The 15,832-nt window shown below is 74.3% G+C and carries 17 protein-coding genes; 9 read left to right on the top strand and 8 right to left on the bottom strand.

Annotation, left to right across the window (positions count from 1 at the left end):
• The 3 genes from C6N75_RS17225 to C6N75_RS17215 form a co-directional block, all read right to left on the bottom strand.
• A partial coding sequence (locus C6N75_RS17225; protein ID WP_146132587.1) for a DUF3492 domain-containing protein occupies positions 1–497 on the bottom strand: 497 nt, incomplete at its 3' end.
• A gap of 469 nt (positions 498–966) precedes the next feature.
• The gene (locus C6N75_RS17220) at positions 967–2,364 is read right to left on the bottom strand and encodes a DUF3152 domain-containing protein (RefSeq protein ID WP_105869793.1); all 1,398 of its coding nucleotides are present in this window, start codon (positions 2,362–2,364) and stop codon (positions 967–969) included.
• Between the two features lie 8 nt (positions 2,365–2,372).
• Entirely contained in the window at positions 2,373–3,500 is a 1,128-nt protein-coding gene (locus tag C6N75_RS17215; RefSeq protein ID WP_105869792.1) for an alpha/beta fold hydrolase, read from the bottom strand.
• A 255-nt stretch (positions 3,501–3,755) separates the two neighbouring features.
• Here C6N75_RS17215 and C6N75_RS17210 point away from each other — a divergent pair, with 255 nt between their 5' ends.
• The 4 genes from C6N75_RS17210 (at position 3,756) to C6N75_RS17195 (ending at position 5,731) form a co-directional block, all read left to right on the top strand.
• Positions 3,756–4,040 carry a hypothetical protein gene (locus C6N75_RS17210; RefSeq protein ID WP_407703238.1) on the top strand — a complete coding sequence of 95 codons (285 nt, stop codon included), beginning with the start codon at positions 3,756–3,758 and terminating at the stop codon, positions 4,038–4,040.
• A gap of 219 nt (positions 4,041–4,259) precedes the next feature.
• Complete coding sequence (locus C6N75_RS17205; RefSeq protein WP_105869791.1) at positions 4,260–4,901, top strand: TetR/AcrR family transcriptional regulator; 642 nt, start codon at positions 4,260–4,262, stop codon at positions 4,899–4,901.
• 139 nt (positions 4,902–5,040) lie between these two features.
• Positions 5,041–5,268, top strand: coding sequence for a DUF3107 domain-containing protein (locus C6N75_RS17200; RefSeq protein WP_181160507.1), 228 nt, complete (start codon positions 5,041–5,043; stop codon positions 5,266–5,268).
• 175 nt (positions 5,269–5,443) lie between these two features.
• On the top strand, positions 5,444–5,731 hold the full coding sequence (locus tag C6N75_RS17195; protein WP_105869789.1) for a hypothetical protein: 288 nt from the start codon (positions 5,444–5,446) through the stop codon (positions 5,729–5,731).
• Between the two features lie 77 nt (positions 5,732–5,808).
• Here C6N75_RS17195 and C6N75_RS17190 read toward each other — a convergent pair whose 3' ends face one another.
• Positions 5,809–6,579 carry a ferritin-like fold-containing protein gene (locus C6N75_RS17190; protein ID WP_407703237.1) on the bottom strand — a complete coding sequence of 257 codons (771 nt, stop codon included), beginning with the start codon at positions 6,577–6,579 and terminating at the stop codon, positions 5,809–5,811.
• 533 nt (positions 6,580–7,112) lie between these two features.
• On the opposite strand from C6N75_RS17190, the gene C6N75_RS17185 reads away from it, so the two are divergent.
• Both C6N75_RS17185 and C6N75_RS17180 read left to right on the top strand, forming a co-directional pair.
• Positions 7,113–9,293: a DEAD/DEAH box helicase gene (locus C6N75_RS17185; protein ID WP_322888057.1), complete on the top strand. Its 2,181-nt coding sequence runs from the start codon at positions 7,113–7,115 to the stop codon at positions 9,291–9,293.
• Between the two features lie 112 nt (positions 9,294–9,405).
• On the top strand, positions 9,406–10,284 hold the full coding sequence (locus C6N75_RS17180; protein ID WP_105869786.1) for an alpha/beta fold hydrolase: 879 nt from the start codon (positions 9,406–9,408) through the stop codon (positions 10,282–10,284).
• Positions 10,285–10,299: 15 nt separating this feature from the next.
• Here the strand turns inward: C6N75_RS17180 and C6N75_RS17175 are convergent, their stop codons facing one another.
• Positions 10,300–11,235 carry an NYN domain-containing protein gene (locus C6N75_RS17175; RefSeq protein ID WP_105869785.1) on the bottom strand — a complete coding sequence of 312 codons (936 nt, stop codon included), beginning with the start codon at positions 11,233–11,235 and terminating at the stop codon, positions 10,300–10,302.
• Between the two features lie 214 nt (positions 11,236–11,449).
• On the opposite strand from C6N75_RS17175, the gene C6N75_RS30730 reads away from it, so the two are divergent.
• Positions 11,450–11,602 carry a hypothetical protein gene (locus tag C6N75_RS30730; protein WP_181160505.1) on the top strand — a complete coding sequence of 51 codons (153 nt, stop codon included), beginning with the start codon at positions 11,450–11,452 and terminating at the stop codon, positions 11,600–11,602.
• Positions 11,603–11,706: 104 nt separating this feature from the next.
• On the opposite strand, the gene C6N75_RS17170 is transcribed toward C6N75_RS30730, so the two are convergent.
• From C6N75_RS17170 to C6N75_RS17160, 3 genes are all read right to left on the bottom strand, one after another.
• Positions 11,707–12,312: a MarC family protein gene (locus tag C6N75_RS17170; RefSeq protein WP_105869784.1), complete on the bottom strand. Its 606-nt coding sequence runs from the start codon at positions 12,310–12,312 to the stop codon at positions 11,707–11,709.
• Positions 12,313–12,449: 137 nt separating this feature from the next.
• Complete coding sequence (locus tag C6N75_RS17165; RefSeq protein WP_105869783.1) at positions 12,450–13,322, bottom strand: PHP domain-containing protein; 873 nt, start codon at positions 13,320–13,322, stop codon at positions 12,450–12,452.
• Positions 13,323–13,403: 81 nt separating this feature from the next.
• Complete coding sequence (locus tag C6N75_RS17160; RefSeq protein WP_105869782.1) at positions 13,404–14,042, bottom strand: DUF6758 family protein; 639 nt, start codon at positions 14,040–14,042, stop codon at positions 13,404–13,406.
• Between the two features lie 169 nt (positions 14,043–14,211).
• On the opposite strand from C6N75_RS17160, the gene C6N75_RS17155 reads away from it, so the two are divergent.
• On the top strand, positions 14,212–15,498 hold the full coding sequence (locus C6N75_RS17155) for an MFS transporter (protein ID WP_105869781.1): 1,287 nt from the start codon (positions 14,212–14,214) through the stop codon (positions 15,496–15,498).
• Positions 15,499–15,534: 36 nt separating this feature from the next.
• A partial coding sequence (locus tag C6N75_RS17150) for a hypothetical protein (protein ID WP_219852882.1) occupies positions 15,535–15,832 on the top strand: 298 nt, incomplete at its 3' end.

The following is a 15,832-nucleotide window of genomic DNA, read 5'->3' as shown; positions in this document are numbered from 1 at the left end:
TCCAAAGCGCGGACGGCCGTCTCGTACCGCAGCGCGGGCGGCGGGGCGCCGTACTCGCGGGCGAGGTCGGCCAGTCCGTACAGCCCGGCCGCGAACGCCGCGTCCGCACCGCCGCCCGCCCGCTCGCCGCCTGCCGGCCCGCGCTCCCCCCCGGCGTACTGCCCACCGGCGTACTCCCCAGCGGCGTACTCTCCGCCGGCGCAGACCCCGGCGGCCAGCTCCGCCATGTGGTGGGCGTAGAGCCGCCGTTCGCGCCGTCCGTAGCCGCGGTCGGCCGCCCGGTCGCTGCCCGCCGGCGTCCACAGCGCGGCGGTGCGGACCGAGCGCACGGAGGGCGCCGTCGGCATCCGCCCGGCGCGCTCCTGGCGCGCGGTGCGGGTCAGCGCGTAGACGTCGTACTCGTGCTGCGCGAGCCCCCGCGTCAGCCGGTCGCACCAGAGCGCGGACTCCCCCCTGGCGTACGGGTACCCGCCCTCCGTGAGCAGTCCGATCCGCACGGCACACCCCCATCCCTTCCGGCCCGGTGGCCAGTGCCGTCGGGCGCGGTGACCGGCGGCGGGATGAAGGTAAGCGGATATGCGGGTGGCTCGGCGGACGGTTGTCCGTCGCGCCACCGGAAGGGGTGAATACTCGTAACTTCCGACCGGTCCGGGCGTTTCGACGCGCTAGAGCGCGACCCGTGTGCGGTTCGGACACGGAATGGCGATGCGGTGCCCCATTCCGTTTCGCGTGCGGTCCGTCGGCGAGCGGAAAGTGACCGGTCGGGGGCTGTCGGCCCGGCGTCGCCGGCCATCGGGACACCGGTCGCCGGAAGCATTCCACTGGACGGGCGACGTCATGCGCGGCGCGCGAGGCGAACGAGGGGCGCGCGATGCGCGTCCGGCGGACGCGCCCGGCGTACGGCCGCCCCTCCCGCGCCCGAACCACCCTGGACCGGCCGGCCCCCGCCGGATCGGTCGCCCGGCCTCAGCCCTTCGGGAACGCCCAGGGGTTGGCGCGGCACGTGACGCCCTCGAGGTCCAGGGACTTGGTCTGCTGCTGCATCACCGGGGCCAGGGAGCCCTCGGTGGCGCAGTTGACGTGGTTGTGCCCGAGCCGGTGCCCGACCTCGTGGTTGATGAGCATCTGGCGGTAGGCGAGCATCGCCTTCGGCCCGTAGGTCTGCGAACCCCGCGCCCAGCGGTAGGCGTTGATCATGACCCGTTCCGTCGCCGCGGAGTCGCAGGAGACGTTGTCGACGGTGGTGTCCAGACCGGACTTGGCGCACCAGAGGGCCGTGGTGCCGGGGCTGGCGAGGGTGATGACGAAGTCCGGCTCCCCGCTGGAGATCCGCTCGAAGGTCATCGCGCCGCCGTGCGCCCAGCTGCGCCTGTCGTTCAGGGTCTCCCGCACGGCGCGGGCGAACATCCCCGCGTCGAGGCCGAGGCCCTTCTCCACGTCGATCCGGTAGCGCCATTTCTTGCCCTTGCCGGGGGCCTTGTCGGCTCCGGGCACCGCGTCGAACGCGTCGGGCCCGGCGAGCTTCGGGTCCATCGGGAGCTGGCGGGACATCAACTGGGCGTATGTGGGCGGGGTGACGCGCCCCTCGGAGCGGTCCGGTCGCTCGGCGCGCGCGTCCGGCCCCTGGCCGGCCGACTCCTCCGCGCCGTTCTTGCCGGCCGTTCCGGAGTCGTCGAGACCGGGCGCGGCGCTGACGCCCGCCGCCCGGGACACCGGGCCGTCCGGTCCGGCGCCGGTCACCTGACCGGCCACCACGACGGCCAGGACGGTGGTCACGGCGGCGGCCGCGATGCCGGTGAGGGTCCGGGCCAGACCGCCGCCCGGGCCGGAGCCGCCGGGCCCGGTCTGCTCAGCGTCGAGCGGCCCGTCCGGACCGCCGGGGCCGTCCGGGCCCGCGGGAGCGGCAGGACCGGCCGGAGCACCGGGACGCCGCTCGGCGGCGTCGGCGGGGCGGGCGGTCATCCCGTTCCCCGGCCCCGGCGGCGGGTCGAACGCCTCCAGGAAGTCGGAACGCGGGCCGGGCCGCACCCTGGCCGTGTTCGCCGGGCCGACCGGCCGGGGGCGGAACGCGGGGGCCGCGGTCCGGCCGGCCGGAGCGGGGCCGCGGTCCGCGCCGCGCCCCTCGGGGTGGCCGCCCCGCACCCGCTGCGGCTCCGCTCCGGCGCTGTGGTGCTGCTCCGGATGGTGTGGTTCGGGCCCTCGGGGGGCCGCGGCCTTGCGGCGGCGGCCACTGCCGGTGCGGGCCGCCTCGTCTCCCAGCGGCGCGAAGACGCCGCCGGCTCCTATGGCGCTGTCGGCGTCACCGGCCGGCCGCGGTCGCTCGGCGCCCTGGGGCGCGGAACCCTTGCGGCTGTGTCGTCCCACGCCCCGGATCAGCTCCTGCCGTCGTCTTCGGCGCCGCCGTCAGCGCCCTCGTGCCGGGCGCTTCCGCCACGGTCGCCGTGGTCGGTTGCGCCGCCGTCGCCCTCACGACCGCTGACGCCGCCGTCCGCCGCGCGGTTGCGGCCGTGACCGGCGTCACCGCCGACGGCGCCGGCGGGCCCTGCGGCGCGGTCGCGGATCAGCTCCCGCACGGCCGTGGCGACCGTCTCCGGGTACTCCATCATCGCCACGTGGCCGGCGTCCGGGAGGGTCAGCATCCGTGCGCCGCGGAACGCGGTCGCCGCCCGGGCGGCCATCCGGAACCCGACGAGCTGGTCGCGGCCGCCGTAGACGAGCAGGGTCGGGGCGAGCACCCGCTCGGCCTGCCGCCACAGCCCGTGCTGGCCGCCCAGGGTGTAGGCGTCGACCAGGCCGCGGGTGGAGCGGGCCATGGCGTCCCAGAAGTAGGGGAGGGCGAGACGGCGCTCCATCTCCTCCACCGCGTTGCGGAAGCCCTCGTCGGTGACCCGGCCGGGATCCCCGTAGCAGAGGGCCATCACCCCGCGGACGCGCTGCTCGGCGGTCCACCCTCGGGTGAGCCGGGTCAGCAGGGCGGCGGCGCCGGGCAGCGCGAGCAGGGCGGTGGGCCAGGCGGTGCGCTGGGCGCGCAGTTCGGGGAGCGCCGGGGAGACCAGCGTCAGGGTGCGGACGAGGTCGGGGCGCACGGCGGCGACCCGGGTGGCGACCGCGCCGCCCAGCGAGTTGCCGAACAGGTGGACCGGCCCGCGGCCGCCGGCGTCGAGCAGCCGGATCACGGCCCGGGCATGGCCGGTGACGGAGTAGTCGCCGTCGTCCGGGGGCGGCGAGTCGCCGAAGCCGGGCAGGTCCACCGCCTCGCCGTCCACGACGTCCGCCAGCAGCGGCATCAGCGCCGACCAGTTCTGCGAGGAGCCGCCGAGGCCGTGGACGTAGAGGGCCGGCGGCAGTCCGGTGCGCTCGGCGGGGCGTTCGCGGACGTTGAGCGTCAGACCGGGCAGCGTCACGGTGCGCAGCCGCTCCCCCTCCGCGACCCGCACGGCGCTCACCCGGGGGCCGGCCGCGGTGGCGGCGAGGGCGTCCGGCAGCTCGGTCGAAGACATGCGCCAATGTTACGAGAGGATCACGCTCGCCCTGGTGTGTTCGCCGTCACAGGCCGCGCCGCCGGCCGCCTGGCGTCGCCCGGGGGGCGCTGCCTACGCTCGTATCGAACGTGCGCGGTTACGTCGGCCCCTGCCGGAAACCCGCTGTGGCGGGTACCGCGGCACTCGCGGAGGCGAGTCGAAGCGGTCCGGGTCCGGCTCCCGGTCCGGGACCGGCTCCTGGGGCGGATCGCGGGACCGATCGCCGTCGATGCCATGCCGATCGAGAGGGAGCACATGACCATCGATCCGACTGATGCCGAGACCTTCGACCGGAACGAGGCGGAGGAGGCCGCGGCCCGCGCCGAGGAGGAGTCGGCCGCCGGGCGGGAGGAGGCGACCGCGCTGGAGGCTCCCGAGGCGGATGTGGCCGAGCAGCGGGCGGAGCTCCAGCAGCGCGCCGACGATCCGCTGACCGGCGTCGACCCCTCCACCGCGAACGAGGCGGACGCCGTCGAGCAGACCCGGCTGGTCGGCCAGGACGACGACGACTACCGCTGAGCCGGCAACCGCCCTACGCCGCCGGTCCGCGGGCCCGGAGGCGGAACCTCCGGTTTGACCGGTTCAACGTTGGAATATTGCCGAACGGAGACATGCGGATGCCGGACGGTGGCGTCCGGTACGTGAAATTCTGCGCTCGCACCGCGCACAGGCGGGTTACCCAAAAGTACGATGACGGACGCGGCGCACACCGCGCGTGAATCGATTCCAGGAGGCGGCGTGACAGCCATCGAGCAGACGGAGGCGGCGCGCCCGAGGGGCACCCGGCTCCCGCGCCGGGCCCGGCGCAATCAGTTGCTGGGCGCGGCCCAGGAAGTGTTCGTGGCGCAGGGCTACCACGCGGCGGCGATGGACGACATCGCCGAGCGCGCCGGAGTCAGCAAGCCGGTGCTCTACCAGCACTTCCCGGGCAAGCTGGACCTGTACCTGGCGCTGCTCGACCAGCACTGCGAGTCGCTGCTCCAGGCGGTGCGCACCGCACTGGCCTCGACGACGGAGAACAAGCAGCGCGTGGCCGCCACGATGGACGCCTACTTCGCGTACGTGGAGGACGAGGGCGGCGCGTTCCGGCTGGTCTTCGAGTCGGACCTGACCAACGAGCCGGCGGTGCGCGAGCGCGTGGAGCGGGTGTCGCTGCAATGCGCCGAGGCCATCTCGGAGGTCATCGCCGAGGACACCGGGCTGTCCAAGGACGAGTCGATGCTGCTGGCCGTCGGCCTGGGCGGGGTGTCCCAGGTGGTCGCCCGCTACTGGCTCTCCAGCGCGTCCCCGATCCCCCGGGACACCGCCGTCCAGCTCCTCACCTCGCTGGCGTGGCGGGGCATCGCGGGCTTCCCGCTGCACGGCAGCGAGGGCAACTGACCCCGACCGCCCCGGGGCGCGGCCGCTGTTCGCTCCTGGCGTGCGACGGCGCGCGGCTTCGTGTCCCCTCGCCGGGCTAATGTGTCGAGCGTACGGCGCGGTCGACCGCGCAACGCTGACCGTTCGGAGGGACATAGCCGTGGAGGTCAAGATCGGCGTGCAGCACGCGCCCCGGGAGATCGCTCTGGAGAGCGGGCAGTCCGCCGAGGAGGTGGAGCAGCTCGTCGCCCAGGCTCTGGCCGGGAAGTCGCAGTTGCTGAGCCTGACGGACGACAAGGGCCGCAAGGTGCTGGTGCCGGCGGAGCGGATCGCCTACGTGGAGATCGGCGAGCCGTCGGTCCGACGGGTGGGCTTCGGCACGCTCTGAGCGGTGGTAGCGCCGCCGTGGCGGCGGTACGAGGAGGGGCCCGGCGGTTCGACCGCCGGGCCCCTCCTCATGCCCGCGCCCAGCCCCGGACCCGGCGGATGATTGTTTCCCTGGCGCATCGGGTACTACGGCTGTGACCGTTTTGCCCGCCCCGCCGTACGCGAGGTGATCCGCAGTGTTCTGGGAAGCTCTCGGCTCCGTCGTGCTCGGACTGGCACTCTCCTGGGCCGCCGCCCACCGGCTCGACGACCGGCTCCCCGCGCGCCGCGTGGTGCTCGGCGCCGGCACGCTCGGCGCCCTGTTCGGAGCGCTGGTCACGCACGCTGCGCTCGGTCCGGGCAACACCCCCGGCACCCTCGTCGGGGCCGTCGCGGTCGCCGCGGTGGTGCTGTCCCTGCTGCTGCGCCCGAGGCCGAGCAGCCGCCGGGACCGGATGGGCCGATCAGCCGCCACCCCGACCTGACGCCCGTCCGGCCGCGCGGCGGACCGACGGCCTGCCGACCGGCCGGGCGGCGGGCCTGGTGGTACGTCAGAGGCAGGTCAGGCCGCGAGGCCCAGTGCGGCCATCCGCTTGGTGTGCGCCTTGGTGATCCGGGAGAACATCTCGCCGACCGCCGCCAGGTCGAAGCCGTCCGCGACCCCGCCGACCAGCATGGTCGACAGCGCGTCCCGGTCCGCGACCACCCGCTGGGCCTGCGACAGCGCCTCCCCCATCAGCCGGCGCGCCCACAGGGCCAGCCGCCCGCCGAGCCGGGGATCGGCCTCGATCGCGGCCCGCACCTTCTCCACGGCGAAGTTGCCGTGGCCGGTGTCGTCCAGCACCGCGACCACCAGCGCCCGGGTGTCGGAGTCCAGCCGGACCGCCACCTCCCGGTAGAAGTCACTGGCGATCGAGTCGCCGACGTACGCCTTGACCAGGCCCTCCAGCCAGTCCGACGGGGCGGTCTGCCGGTGGAACTCGTCCAGCGCCTTCGCGAACGGCTCCATCGCGCCGGTCGGCTCCGCGTCGATGGCGGTCAGCCGGTCCCGCAGCCGCTCGAAGTGGTGGAACTCGGCGGACGCCATCTTGGCCAGCTCCGCCTTGTCCGCCAGCGTGGGCGCCAGCTTGGCGTCCTCGGCGAGCCGCTCGAAGGCGGCCAGCTCGCCGTACGCCAGCGCGCCCAGCAGGTCCACCACGGCGGCCCGGTAGTGGGGCCGGGCGGAGGCGGCGGCCCAGTCCAGGGCGGCGATCCCGGTCGGCTGCGCCGTCACGCCGTCAGCGGCGTCGGCAGCGGTGCGGGCAGAGGTGTCAGCGGGGTCAGGCGTCTCCATGCAGCGCACAATAGCCCGCCCGTCCTGTCCCGGAAGGCCCGGTCTTCCCCGGCGCCGCACACCCCCGTCCCACTGTGACCTCCACCTCCTTGTGAATTGGCTCAACACGCCTGCGCCGTTCCGGGGTACAGTGGTAATGCGCCTGCTGAGCATGCAGTGATTTCCGCATGCACTCGGCGGGCCGTCTCATGAATGAGGATGCCCGGTCGGTGGCCCGATCGGCTCCGAACCGACAGCCCTCCGTGCGCGCGTCAGCGACGTACGGGAGGGGACCCTCAGCGGTATGACGCTAGAGCGACGGAAGTGGTCCCGCGCCACCCGACGGTCTTGGTACGGGCTGCGGCCCGGTACGGCCCGCGGCCGGACGTGACCGGCACGGTTCAGCACGGTAAGACCCCCAGCGTTCGCCTCATGCCGCGTCTCACAGAAGAGGCAGCACCCTGACTACGACTTTCCGAGAGCTCGGAATCCTTTCCGAGACGGCCGAGGCCCTCGAAGCCGTCGGCATCACCAGCCCCTTCCCCATCCAGGAGATGACCCTCCCGGTCGCCCTCTCCGGCTCCGACGTCATCGGCCAGGCCAAGACCGGCACCGGCAAGACGCTCGGCTTCGGCCTTCCGCTGCTGGAGCGGGTCACCGTCCCCGCCGACGTCGAGGCCGGCCGCGCCCGCCCCGACCAGCTCACCGACGCCCCGCAGGCGCTGGTGGTCGTGCCGACCCGCGAGCTGTGCACCCAGGTCACCAACGACCTGCTCACCGCCGGCAAGGTGCGCAACGTGCGCGTCCTCGCCATCTACGGCGGCCGGGCCTACGAGCCCCAGGTCGAGGCGCTGAACAAGGGCGTCGACGTGGTCGTCGGCACCCCCGGCCGGCTGCTCGACCTGGCCGGCCAGCGCAAGCTGGACCTCTCCCACGTCAAGGCCCTCGTCCTGGACGAGGCCGACGAGATGCTCGACCTCGGCTTCCTGCCGGACGTCGAGAAGATCATCAACATGCTTCCGGCGCGCCGGCAGACCATGCTGTTCTCGGCGACCATGCCGGGCGCGGTCATCGGTCTGGCCCGCCGCTACATGTCGCAGCCCACCCACATCCGCGCCACCGCGCCGGACGACCAGGGTGCGACCGTCGCCAACATCACCCAGCACGTCTACCGCGCCCACTCCATGGACAAGCCGGAGATGGTCTCCCGCATCCTCCAGGCCGAGGGCCGCGGACTGGCGATGATCTTCTGCCGGACCAAGCGGACCGCGGCCGACATCGCCGAGCAGCTCGAACGGCGCGGTTTCGCCTCCGGCGCGGTCCACGGCGACCTCGGCCAGGGCGCCCGCGAGCAGGCGCTGCGCGCCTTCCGCAACGGCAAGGTGGACGTCCTCGTCTGCACCGACGTCGCGGCCCGCGGCATCGACGTCGAGGGCGTGACGCACGTCATCAACTACCAGTCCCCCGAGGACGAGAAGACCTATCTGCACCGGGTCGGCCGCACCGGCCGCGCGGGGGCCAGCGGCACCGCGATCACCCTGGTCGACTGGGACGACATCCCGCGCTGGCAGCTCATCAACAAGGCGCTGGAGCTGGGCTTCAACGACCCGCCGGAGACCTACTCCACCTCCGCGCACCTCTACACCGACCTGAACATCGCCGAGGGCACCAAGGGCGTACTGCCGCGTGCCGAGCGGACCCGGGCCGGTCTGGACGCGGAGGTGCTGGAGGACCTCGGCGAGACCGGCGGCCGAGGCCGCTCCGGCGGTCGTCCGCCGCGCTCGTCCCGAGGCCCGGAGCGGTCCGACCGCTCCGACCGGGCCGAGCGGACCGAGGAGCGCCCCGCGCGCACCCGCGCCCCGCGCCGCCGGCGCCGCACCCGCGGCGGTGAGCCGGTCGGCTCCGCCCCGGTCGCCGAGACCACCGCCTCGGCCCCGGCCGCCCCGGTGGCCCCCGCCGAGGACGGCTCCGCCGGACCGCGTACGCCGCGCCGCCGGCGCCGCACCCGCGTGGGCGCCCCGTCGGCGGCCACCGCCGCGGCGCCCGCCCTGGAGACGGCCCCGGCCCCGGTCGAGGAGGCGGCTGCGGTCGCGGTGGCCGAGGCTCCGGCCGAGACCAAGCCCCGCCGCACCCGTACCCGTAAGGCGGCCGCCGCGGAGGCGAGCCCGGTCGCGGTCGTGGAGACGGCTCCGGTCGTGGAGCCGGCTGCCGTCGTGGAGCCGGTGGCGGAAGCCGCGGTGACCGAGGCCCCGGCCGAAGCCAAGCCGCGCCGCACCCGTAAGAAGGCGGTCGCCGCCGCCCCGGTCGAGACCGTGACCGAAGAGGTCGAGGCCAAGCCCCGCCGGACCCGCAAGAAAGCCGTCGCCGCCGCCCCGGTGGAGACCGCCGCCCCGGTGGAGACCGAGGCCGTCGACACGGTCGAGGCCAAGCCCCGCCGCACGCGCAAGAAGGCCGTCGCCGCCCCGGCGGAGAGCGCCGCCCCGGTCGGGACGGAGGCTGTCGAGGCCGAGGCCAAGCCGCGCCGCACCCGCAAGAAGGCCGTCGCCGCGGTCGAGACGACCGACGCGGCCACGGCGGCCGACGCCGCCGACACGGCCGAGGTCAAGCCGCGCCGCACCCGCAAGAAGGCCGTCGCGGCCGTCGAGACGGCGGACGCGGCGGTCGAGACCGCGGCCAAGCCCCGCCGGACCCGCAAGAAGGCGGTCGCCGCGGAGCCGGAGCAGCCGGTGGGCTGACCGTTCGCGGTCGGCACGCCCCGGCGGCCCCGTCCCATCCCTGCGGGGGTGGGGCGGGGCCGCCGCCGTTCGCGGGCGCCCCGCCCCCGGGCCGCCCGGTTAGCCTCGTTCCATGAGCCGTCCGCCCACCTTCGTCCCGCCGCCCGGGACCCACCCGTACCGGCTGCGCACCGCGCGCGGCGACTTCGCCGTGCTGGACACCGCCCCGCCGGGCGGGGCCGGGAGCACGCGCGGCACCGCGCTGCTGGTGCCCGGCTACACCGGGTCCAAGGAGGACTTCATCGCCATGCTGCCGCCGCTGGCCGAGGCGGGCTGGCGGGTGGTGGCGGTGGACGGGCGCGGGCAGTACGAGAGCGAGGGGCCGGACGACGAGTCGGCGTACGCGCTCGCGGAGCTGGCGCGCGACCTGCTGGCGCAGGCCGAGGCGCTCGGCGCGGGCCCGGTGCATCTGCTGGGGCACTCGCTGGGCGGTCTGGTCGCCCGGTCCGCCGTACTGCTGGATCCGGCGCCGTTCCGGTCGCTGACCCTGATGTCGTCCGGCCCCGCGCAGGTCGCGCCCGACCAGCGGGACAAGGTCAAGCTGCTGGGTGACGCGCTCGCCGTGATGGACATGGAGCAGGTGTGGCAGGCCATGCGCGCGCTGGACCCGCCGGAGGAGGCCGAGGAGGCGGCGGGCGGCGACCGGGAGGATCTGCGCCGGCGCTGGCTGCGCAACAACCCGGCCCAGTTGCGGGCCACCGGGCGGCAGCTCACCGTGGAGCCGGACCGGGTGGAGGAGCTGGCGGCGCTGGGCGGCCGGCTTCCGCTGCACGTGCTGTCCGGCGTACGGGACGAGGTGTGGCCGGTGCCGCTGCTGGACGACATGGCCGAGCGGCTGGGGGCCCGGCGGACCCTGATCGCGGGCGCCGAGCACTCCCCCAACACCGACCGGCCGGTCGAGACGTCGGCGGCGGTCGCGGACTTCTGGGCGGCGGCGGACCTTCCCCGCTGACGCGACCCGCCGTCGTCAGAGCCGCGAGCGCAGGTGGTCCCAGAAGCCGTCCCGCAGGGCGCGGCGCAGCACGGCGTGGCCGCGCAGGGAGCGGCTGAGCAGCCGTTCGGCCTCGATGAGCAGATCCTGGTCGACGGGTCCGGGCAGGTAGGGGTGGCCGGGGAGGAGTTCGGCGAGGAAGGCGGGGCCGCGTTCGCCGTACCAGGTGGCGGCGATCCGCTGGCCGACGAAGCGGACCTCGTCGCGGGAGGGCGGCGGCTCGCCCTCGTTCTCGTAGGTGGTGACCTGCCGGCGGGTGACGTAGGGGCGGCAGAACTCCTGGTCGAAGGTGCGGTTGCTGTCGGCTTCCCAGACCAGCGCCTCGGCCTGGTTGCGGCCCTCGGCGGCCTCGATGCCCCACAGGTGGACGCGGGCGCCGTAGCCCTGGGCGGCCTCGACGGCGGAGACCAGGTCCTCGTCGCCGCCGACCAGCGCGGCGTCGCTGATGGCGCGGTGGCGGGCGAGTGACTCCAGGTCGGAGCGGATGAGGGAGTCGACGCCCTTCTGCTGGTTGTTGGCGTTGAGGTTGCCGAGGCGGACCTTGACGTCGGGCAGTTCGGCGATCACCTGCTGCTCGGGGGTGTGGATGCGGCGGCGGGCCCCGTCGTACCAGTAGACGCGCAGCAGCCGGCTGTCGGCGAAGATCGTGCGCGCCTTGTCGATGAAGGCGTCGATCAGCCCCTCGGCGTCCAGGTCGAAGGAGCGCCGGTCCTCGGTGCCCACGCACAGCAACCCGGCCGCAGCATGGACGTAACCCGCGTCGACGAAGATGGCGTGCGTGGACGGGGTCCTGGCCACCTCGGCGAGGATCCGGCGCAGCAGGTCGTCGGTGCGGTCCAGGCGGGCGCCGAGCCGGGCCACCGGGTCGGCGTCGCCCCGGGGGGCGGGCGGGTCTGCGATGTCGTCGTTCATACCCGAGCCATTGTCGGCCACGTGTCGGCCGCCGACCGACACCGGGACACCGTTCGTTAGACGATCGAAAGTTTTATTTAGCGTAGGGAATGTTTGCAGGGTGCACGGCGTTGGCACTCATACGCACAGCGTCCCGGCCGCATCGGCGGTCCGGGCGCGGCGCCACTCATGTTCTCCACTGGAGGATCGACTCACCGACGAAGGGAGAAGCCCCATGCGCTTCGAAATCCTGCGACTGGACGACATCGACGGCACGCCCGTCGACAGCACCGTCGTGGACGCCGCCTCCGTCAACACCATCGTGCAGCAGGCCGCCGCTATCGGTCAGCGCATCTGGATCCGCCCGGCCGAGGCGCCCGCCTCGTAGTGCGGTCCGCACAGCCGGCGTAAGAACCACCGCGCCCCCGCACGGACTCCCCCGCACCCGGGAGAATCCGTACGGGGGCGCAGTGCGTCCGCCCGTGCCGGGGCTCAACCGCCCCGGACCACCTGGGTGACGCCGTTGATGATCTGCTGGACGGCGATGGCGGAGAGCATCATCCCGGCCAGCCGGGTCACCAGCACGACGCCGCCGTCCTTGATGACCCGGATGATCAGCAGCGAGTAGCGCATGGTCAGCCAGAGCACCACGTGCATGGCGGCGATGGCGGACCAGACCGCGATCTGCCCCGTGGCGCCCTGGGCGTGCTGCACGGCGAGGATGACGGAGACGATGGCGCCCGGTCCGGCGAGCAGCGGCATGCCCAGCGGTACGAGGGCGACGTTGACGTCCTTGGTCTGCTTGGGCTCGTCGGTCTTGCCGGTGAGCAGGTCGAGCGCGATGAGCAGCAGGAGCAGCCCGCCGGCGATCATCAGGGCGGGCACCGAGACGTGCAGATAGGCCAGGATCTGCTGGCCGAGGATGCCAAAGACGGTGATCACGCCGAAGGCGACGGCGACGGCCTGCCAGGCCATCCGGCGCTGCACCTTCACCGGCCGGCCGGAGGTCAGCGCCAGGAAGATCGGGGTGATCCCCGGGGGGTCCATGATGACGAAGAGGGTGAGGAAGAGGGAGCCGAAGACGGCGAGGTCGAACACGGTGGTGCCTTGCGGGAGAGGGTGTACGTGCGGAGGTGCGCCGCCGCGCGTTCGTGGCGGCGGCAGGCAGCCGCGCGGGCGCACGGGGGCGCGGCGCGGCGGTGCGGGGAGTGCGGGCCGGGCGGTCCCGGTGCGGGTCAGGCCCCGGGGGCGGCAGGTCCGCCGGCGCCCGGCACCGGGAAGGCGCCGGTGGCCCGGCGGGTGATCTCGCCGTAGATCTCCGGGTCGGTGGTGTACTCGCCGAGCCGGCAGGTCTTGCGGCTGCCGTGGTAGTCGCTGGAGCCGGTGGTCAGCAGTCCGTGGTCGGCGGCGAGGGCGCGCAGCCGCTCGCGCGCGGGCCCGTCGTGGTCCATGTGGTCCACCTCGACGCCGTCCAGGCCGCAGGCGGCCAGCTCGGCGATGACGGACTCGGGGACGGTGCGGCCGCGCTTGACGGCGAGCGGGTGGGCGAAGACGGCGACCCCGCCGGCGCCCTTGATCAGCCGGACCGCGGTGAACGGGTCGAGTTCGTGCTTCGGCGCGTAGGCGCGGCCGCCGTCGGCCAGCCACTCGGAGGTGAAGGCGTCGGAGACGGTGGGCACGACGCCCAGCTCGACGAGCGCCTCGGCGACGTGGGGGCGGCCCACCGAGCCGCCGGCCGCGATGGCGGCGACCCGTTCCCAGGTGACGGGCACGCCCAGCTCCCGGAGCTTGCCCACCATGGCCTGGGCGCGCGGCACGCGGTCGTCGCGGACCAGCTCGCGCTCGCGGGCCAGCTCGGGCTCGTCGGGGTCGAAGAGGTAGGCGAGCATGTGCAGGCCGATGCCGTCGATGCGGCAGGACAGCTCGGCGCCGGTGACGAGGGTGAGGCCGGCCGGGAGGGCGTCGATCGCCTGCGCGTACCCGCGGGTGGTGTCGTGGTCGGTCAGCGCGACCACGTCCAGCCCGGCGGCCGCGGCGGCCCGGACCAGCTCGGCGGGGGTGTCCGTGCCGTCGGATGCCGTGGAGTGGGTGTGCAGGTCGATGCGCACGGGCGGACTCCGGACGGGCTCGCGGGCGGACAGGGGACGCTCCAGGATAACGGCCCCCGCTCCCGCCCCGTCCCGCCCGGCTCAGTCCAGCAGCTTGGGGGTGAGCGCCCCGCAGGGAAGCAGCTCGATCTCGGCGCCGGCCTCGCGCAGGTCGGTGAGGACCAGCTCGTCGTAGAGCAGCATCCCGGACTTCTCCGGCCAGACGACGGCCCACAGCCACAGTCCGCACGCCTCGCCGGCGAAGACGGCCCGGTCCTCCGGGGCGCCGTTGACGCTCCACAGCGGGGTGGGCCGGCCGGCCGCGAGCACCTTGGCGTGCGGGCGGGCGTCGATCCTCATGTACGGGGCCGGGTCGGGGCCCTCCACGCCGGCGTACCGCGCGCCGAGGCCGACGGCCGGCTCCTCGGCGATCAGCAGCAGCTCGCCGACGCCGCCGAGCGGGGCGGGGCCGGAGCAGGCGACGACGGTGGCGCGGCCCCCGCTGCGGTCGTCACCGGCGTAGGCGACGCCGGTGAACAGCCAGCCGACCGGCAGCGGCCAGGGCATCCAGACGGGGACCCGGGCCCGGTGGGTGGCCACGCCCAGGGCCTCCACGCTGGGCGGGATGACCGGCTGCAGCGGGTGGACGGCGCCGTGCGTCTCGCACTGCCACGCGTCGGAGAAGAGACCGGGCGTCCGGACCCGGCCTCCGCACTTCGGACAACTGGGTTCGCCCCTCATAGCCTTCCACGGTCCTCCCCGGGCGTCGGCTCGTCAAGGACGATCACCCGTTCGGGCACCCGCCCGCGCATATAGGTGTAGCTTGCATCCATTAGCCTGTCTAACTTATTATGTGCATATAGCACCTACTCCGCCTCACCACGCACGACGGCACGAAGGAGCCAGTCACATGCACGGAAAGGACGCCCCAGCCCTCACGGCGGACCGGCCGGTCACGACCGCCCAGGACGATCCGCTGGACCAGGGAGCGGAAACGGGCAGCATCCTCAAGCAGCCCAAGGCCGTCTGGGCCACCGCGGGCGCGTCGGTCGTCGCCTTCATGGGCATCGGCCTGGTCGACCCGATCCTGCCGTCCATCGCGCAGGGCCTGCACGCCGACCCCAGCCAGGTCTCCCTCCTCTTCACCTCCTACTTCCTGATCACCGCCGTGGCGATGCTCGTCACCGGCTTCGTCTCCAGCCGCATCGGCGGCAAGAAGACCCTGCTGGCCGGCCTCGCCCTGGTGATCGTCTTCGCCGCGCTGTCCGGCACCTCCGGCTCGGTCGGCGAACTGGTCGGCTTCCGGGCCGGCTGGGGCCTCGGCAACGCCCTGTTCGTCTCCACCTCGCTCGCCGTGATCGTCGGCGCGGCGGCCGGCGGCAGCGCGGCGGCGATCCTGCTGTACGAGTCGGCGCTCGGCCTCGGCATGGCCTGCGGCCCCCTGCTGGGCGCGCTGCTCGGCGACGCGAGCTGGCGCTACCCGTTCTTCGGCACGGCGGCGCTGATGGCGGTCGGCTTCCTGTGCATCTCCGGCTTCCTCAAGGAGCAGCCGAGGCCCGCCCGCAAGACCTCCCTCACCGACCCGCTGAAGGCGCTGGGCCACGGCGGGCTGGCCTCCGCCGCCGCGTCCGCCTTCTTCTACAACTACGCCTTCTTCACGGTGCTGGCGTTCACCCCGTTCGTCCTGAACATGACCCCGTACAAGTCCGGCGCGGTCTTCTTCGCCTGGGGCGTGCTGCTCGCGGTCTTCTCGGTGCTGGTGGCCCCGCGGCTCCAGACGCGCTTCGGCTCGCTCAAGGTGCTCGGCGGCTCCCTGGTGCTGCTCGCCGCGGACGTGGTCGTCCTCGGCTACGGCGACCACGCCACGGCGGTCGTCTGCACCGTCCTGTCCGGCGCGTTCATCGGCGTGAACAACACCGTCTTCACCGAGCTGGCCCTCGGCGTCTCGGACGCGCCGCGCCCGGTGGCCAGCGCCGGCTACAACTTCGTCCGCTGGTTCGCGGCGGCCGCGGCGCCCTTCCTCGCCCCCAAGATCGAGGAGTGGACCGACGTCCACATCCCCTTCGTGGTCGCCGGCGCGGCCGCCCTGATCGGCGCGGGCATCGTCTGGGCCCGCCGCCGGGCCCTCAGCCACGAGGCCGAGGAGCTCCAGCCGCGCCACGCGGTCGAGGACTCGGTGACGGTCTTCGCCAACTGAGGGCCCGCCTCGATCCGTTGCGGTGAAAATGGACGGATGACGCAACGCAGGCGGAGCTGGCTGATCGGTACGGGAGCGCTCCTGGTCCTCGCCGGACTGGGGGCCTTCTTCGCCTTCCAGGGGCTGGACCGGGCGGACAAGTGGGCGAGTGTGCTGGGCTTGTTCGTCGGGGTGGCCGGCTTGGCTCTGGCCGTGTACGGGGCTCGTGCGCCCGGGCAGTCGGCGGACGGGGCGACGGCCGGGGGCTCCATCAACCAGGTCCGGGGTGTGGCCGGTGACGTGACCATCGGCGCACCCCGTCCAAGTTCGCCCCCTCCCCCCGGGTCCACTCCCC

Source organism: Streptomyces solincola, from assembly GCF_002982015.1.
Taxonomy (GTDB): domain Bacteria; phylum Actinomycetota; class Actinomycetes; order Streptomycetales; family Streptomycetaceae; genus Streptomyces; species Streptomyces solincola.
Note: the sequence above shows the minus strand (reverse complement) of the source record. Positions and strands in the feature narration are given on the sequence as shown.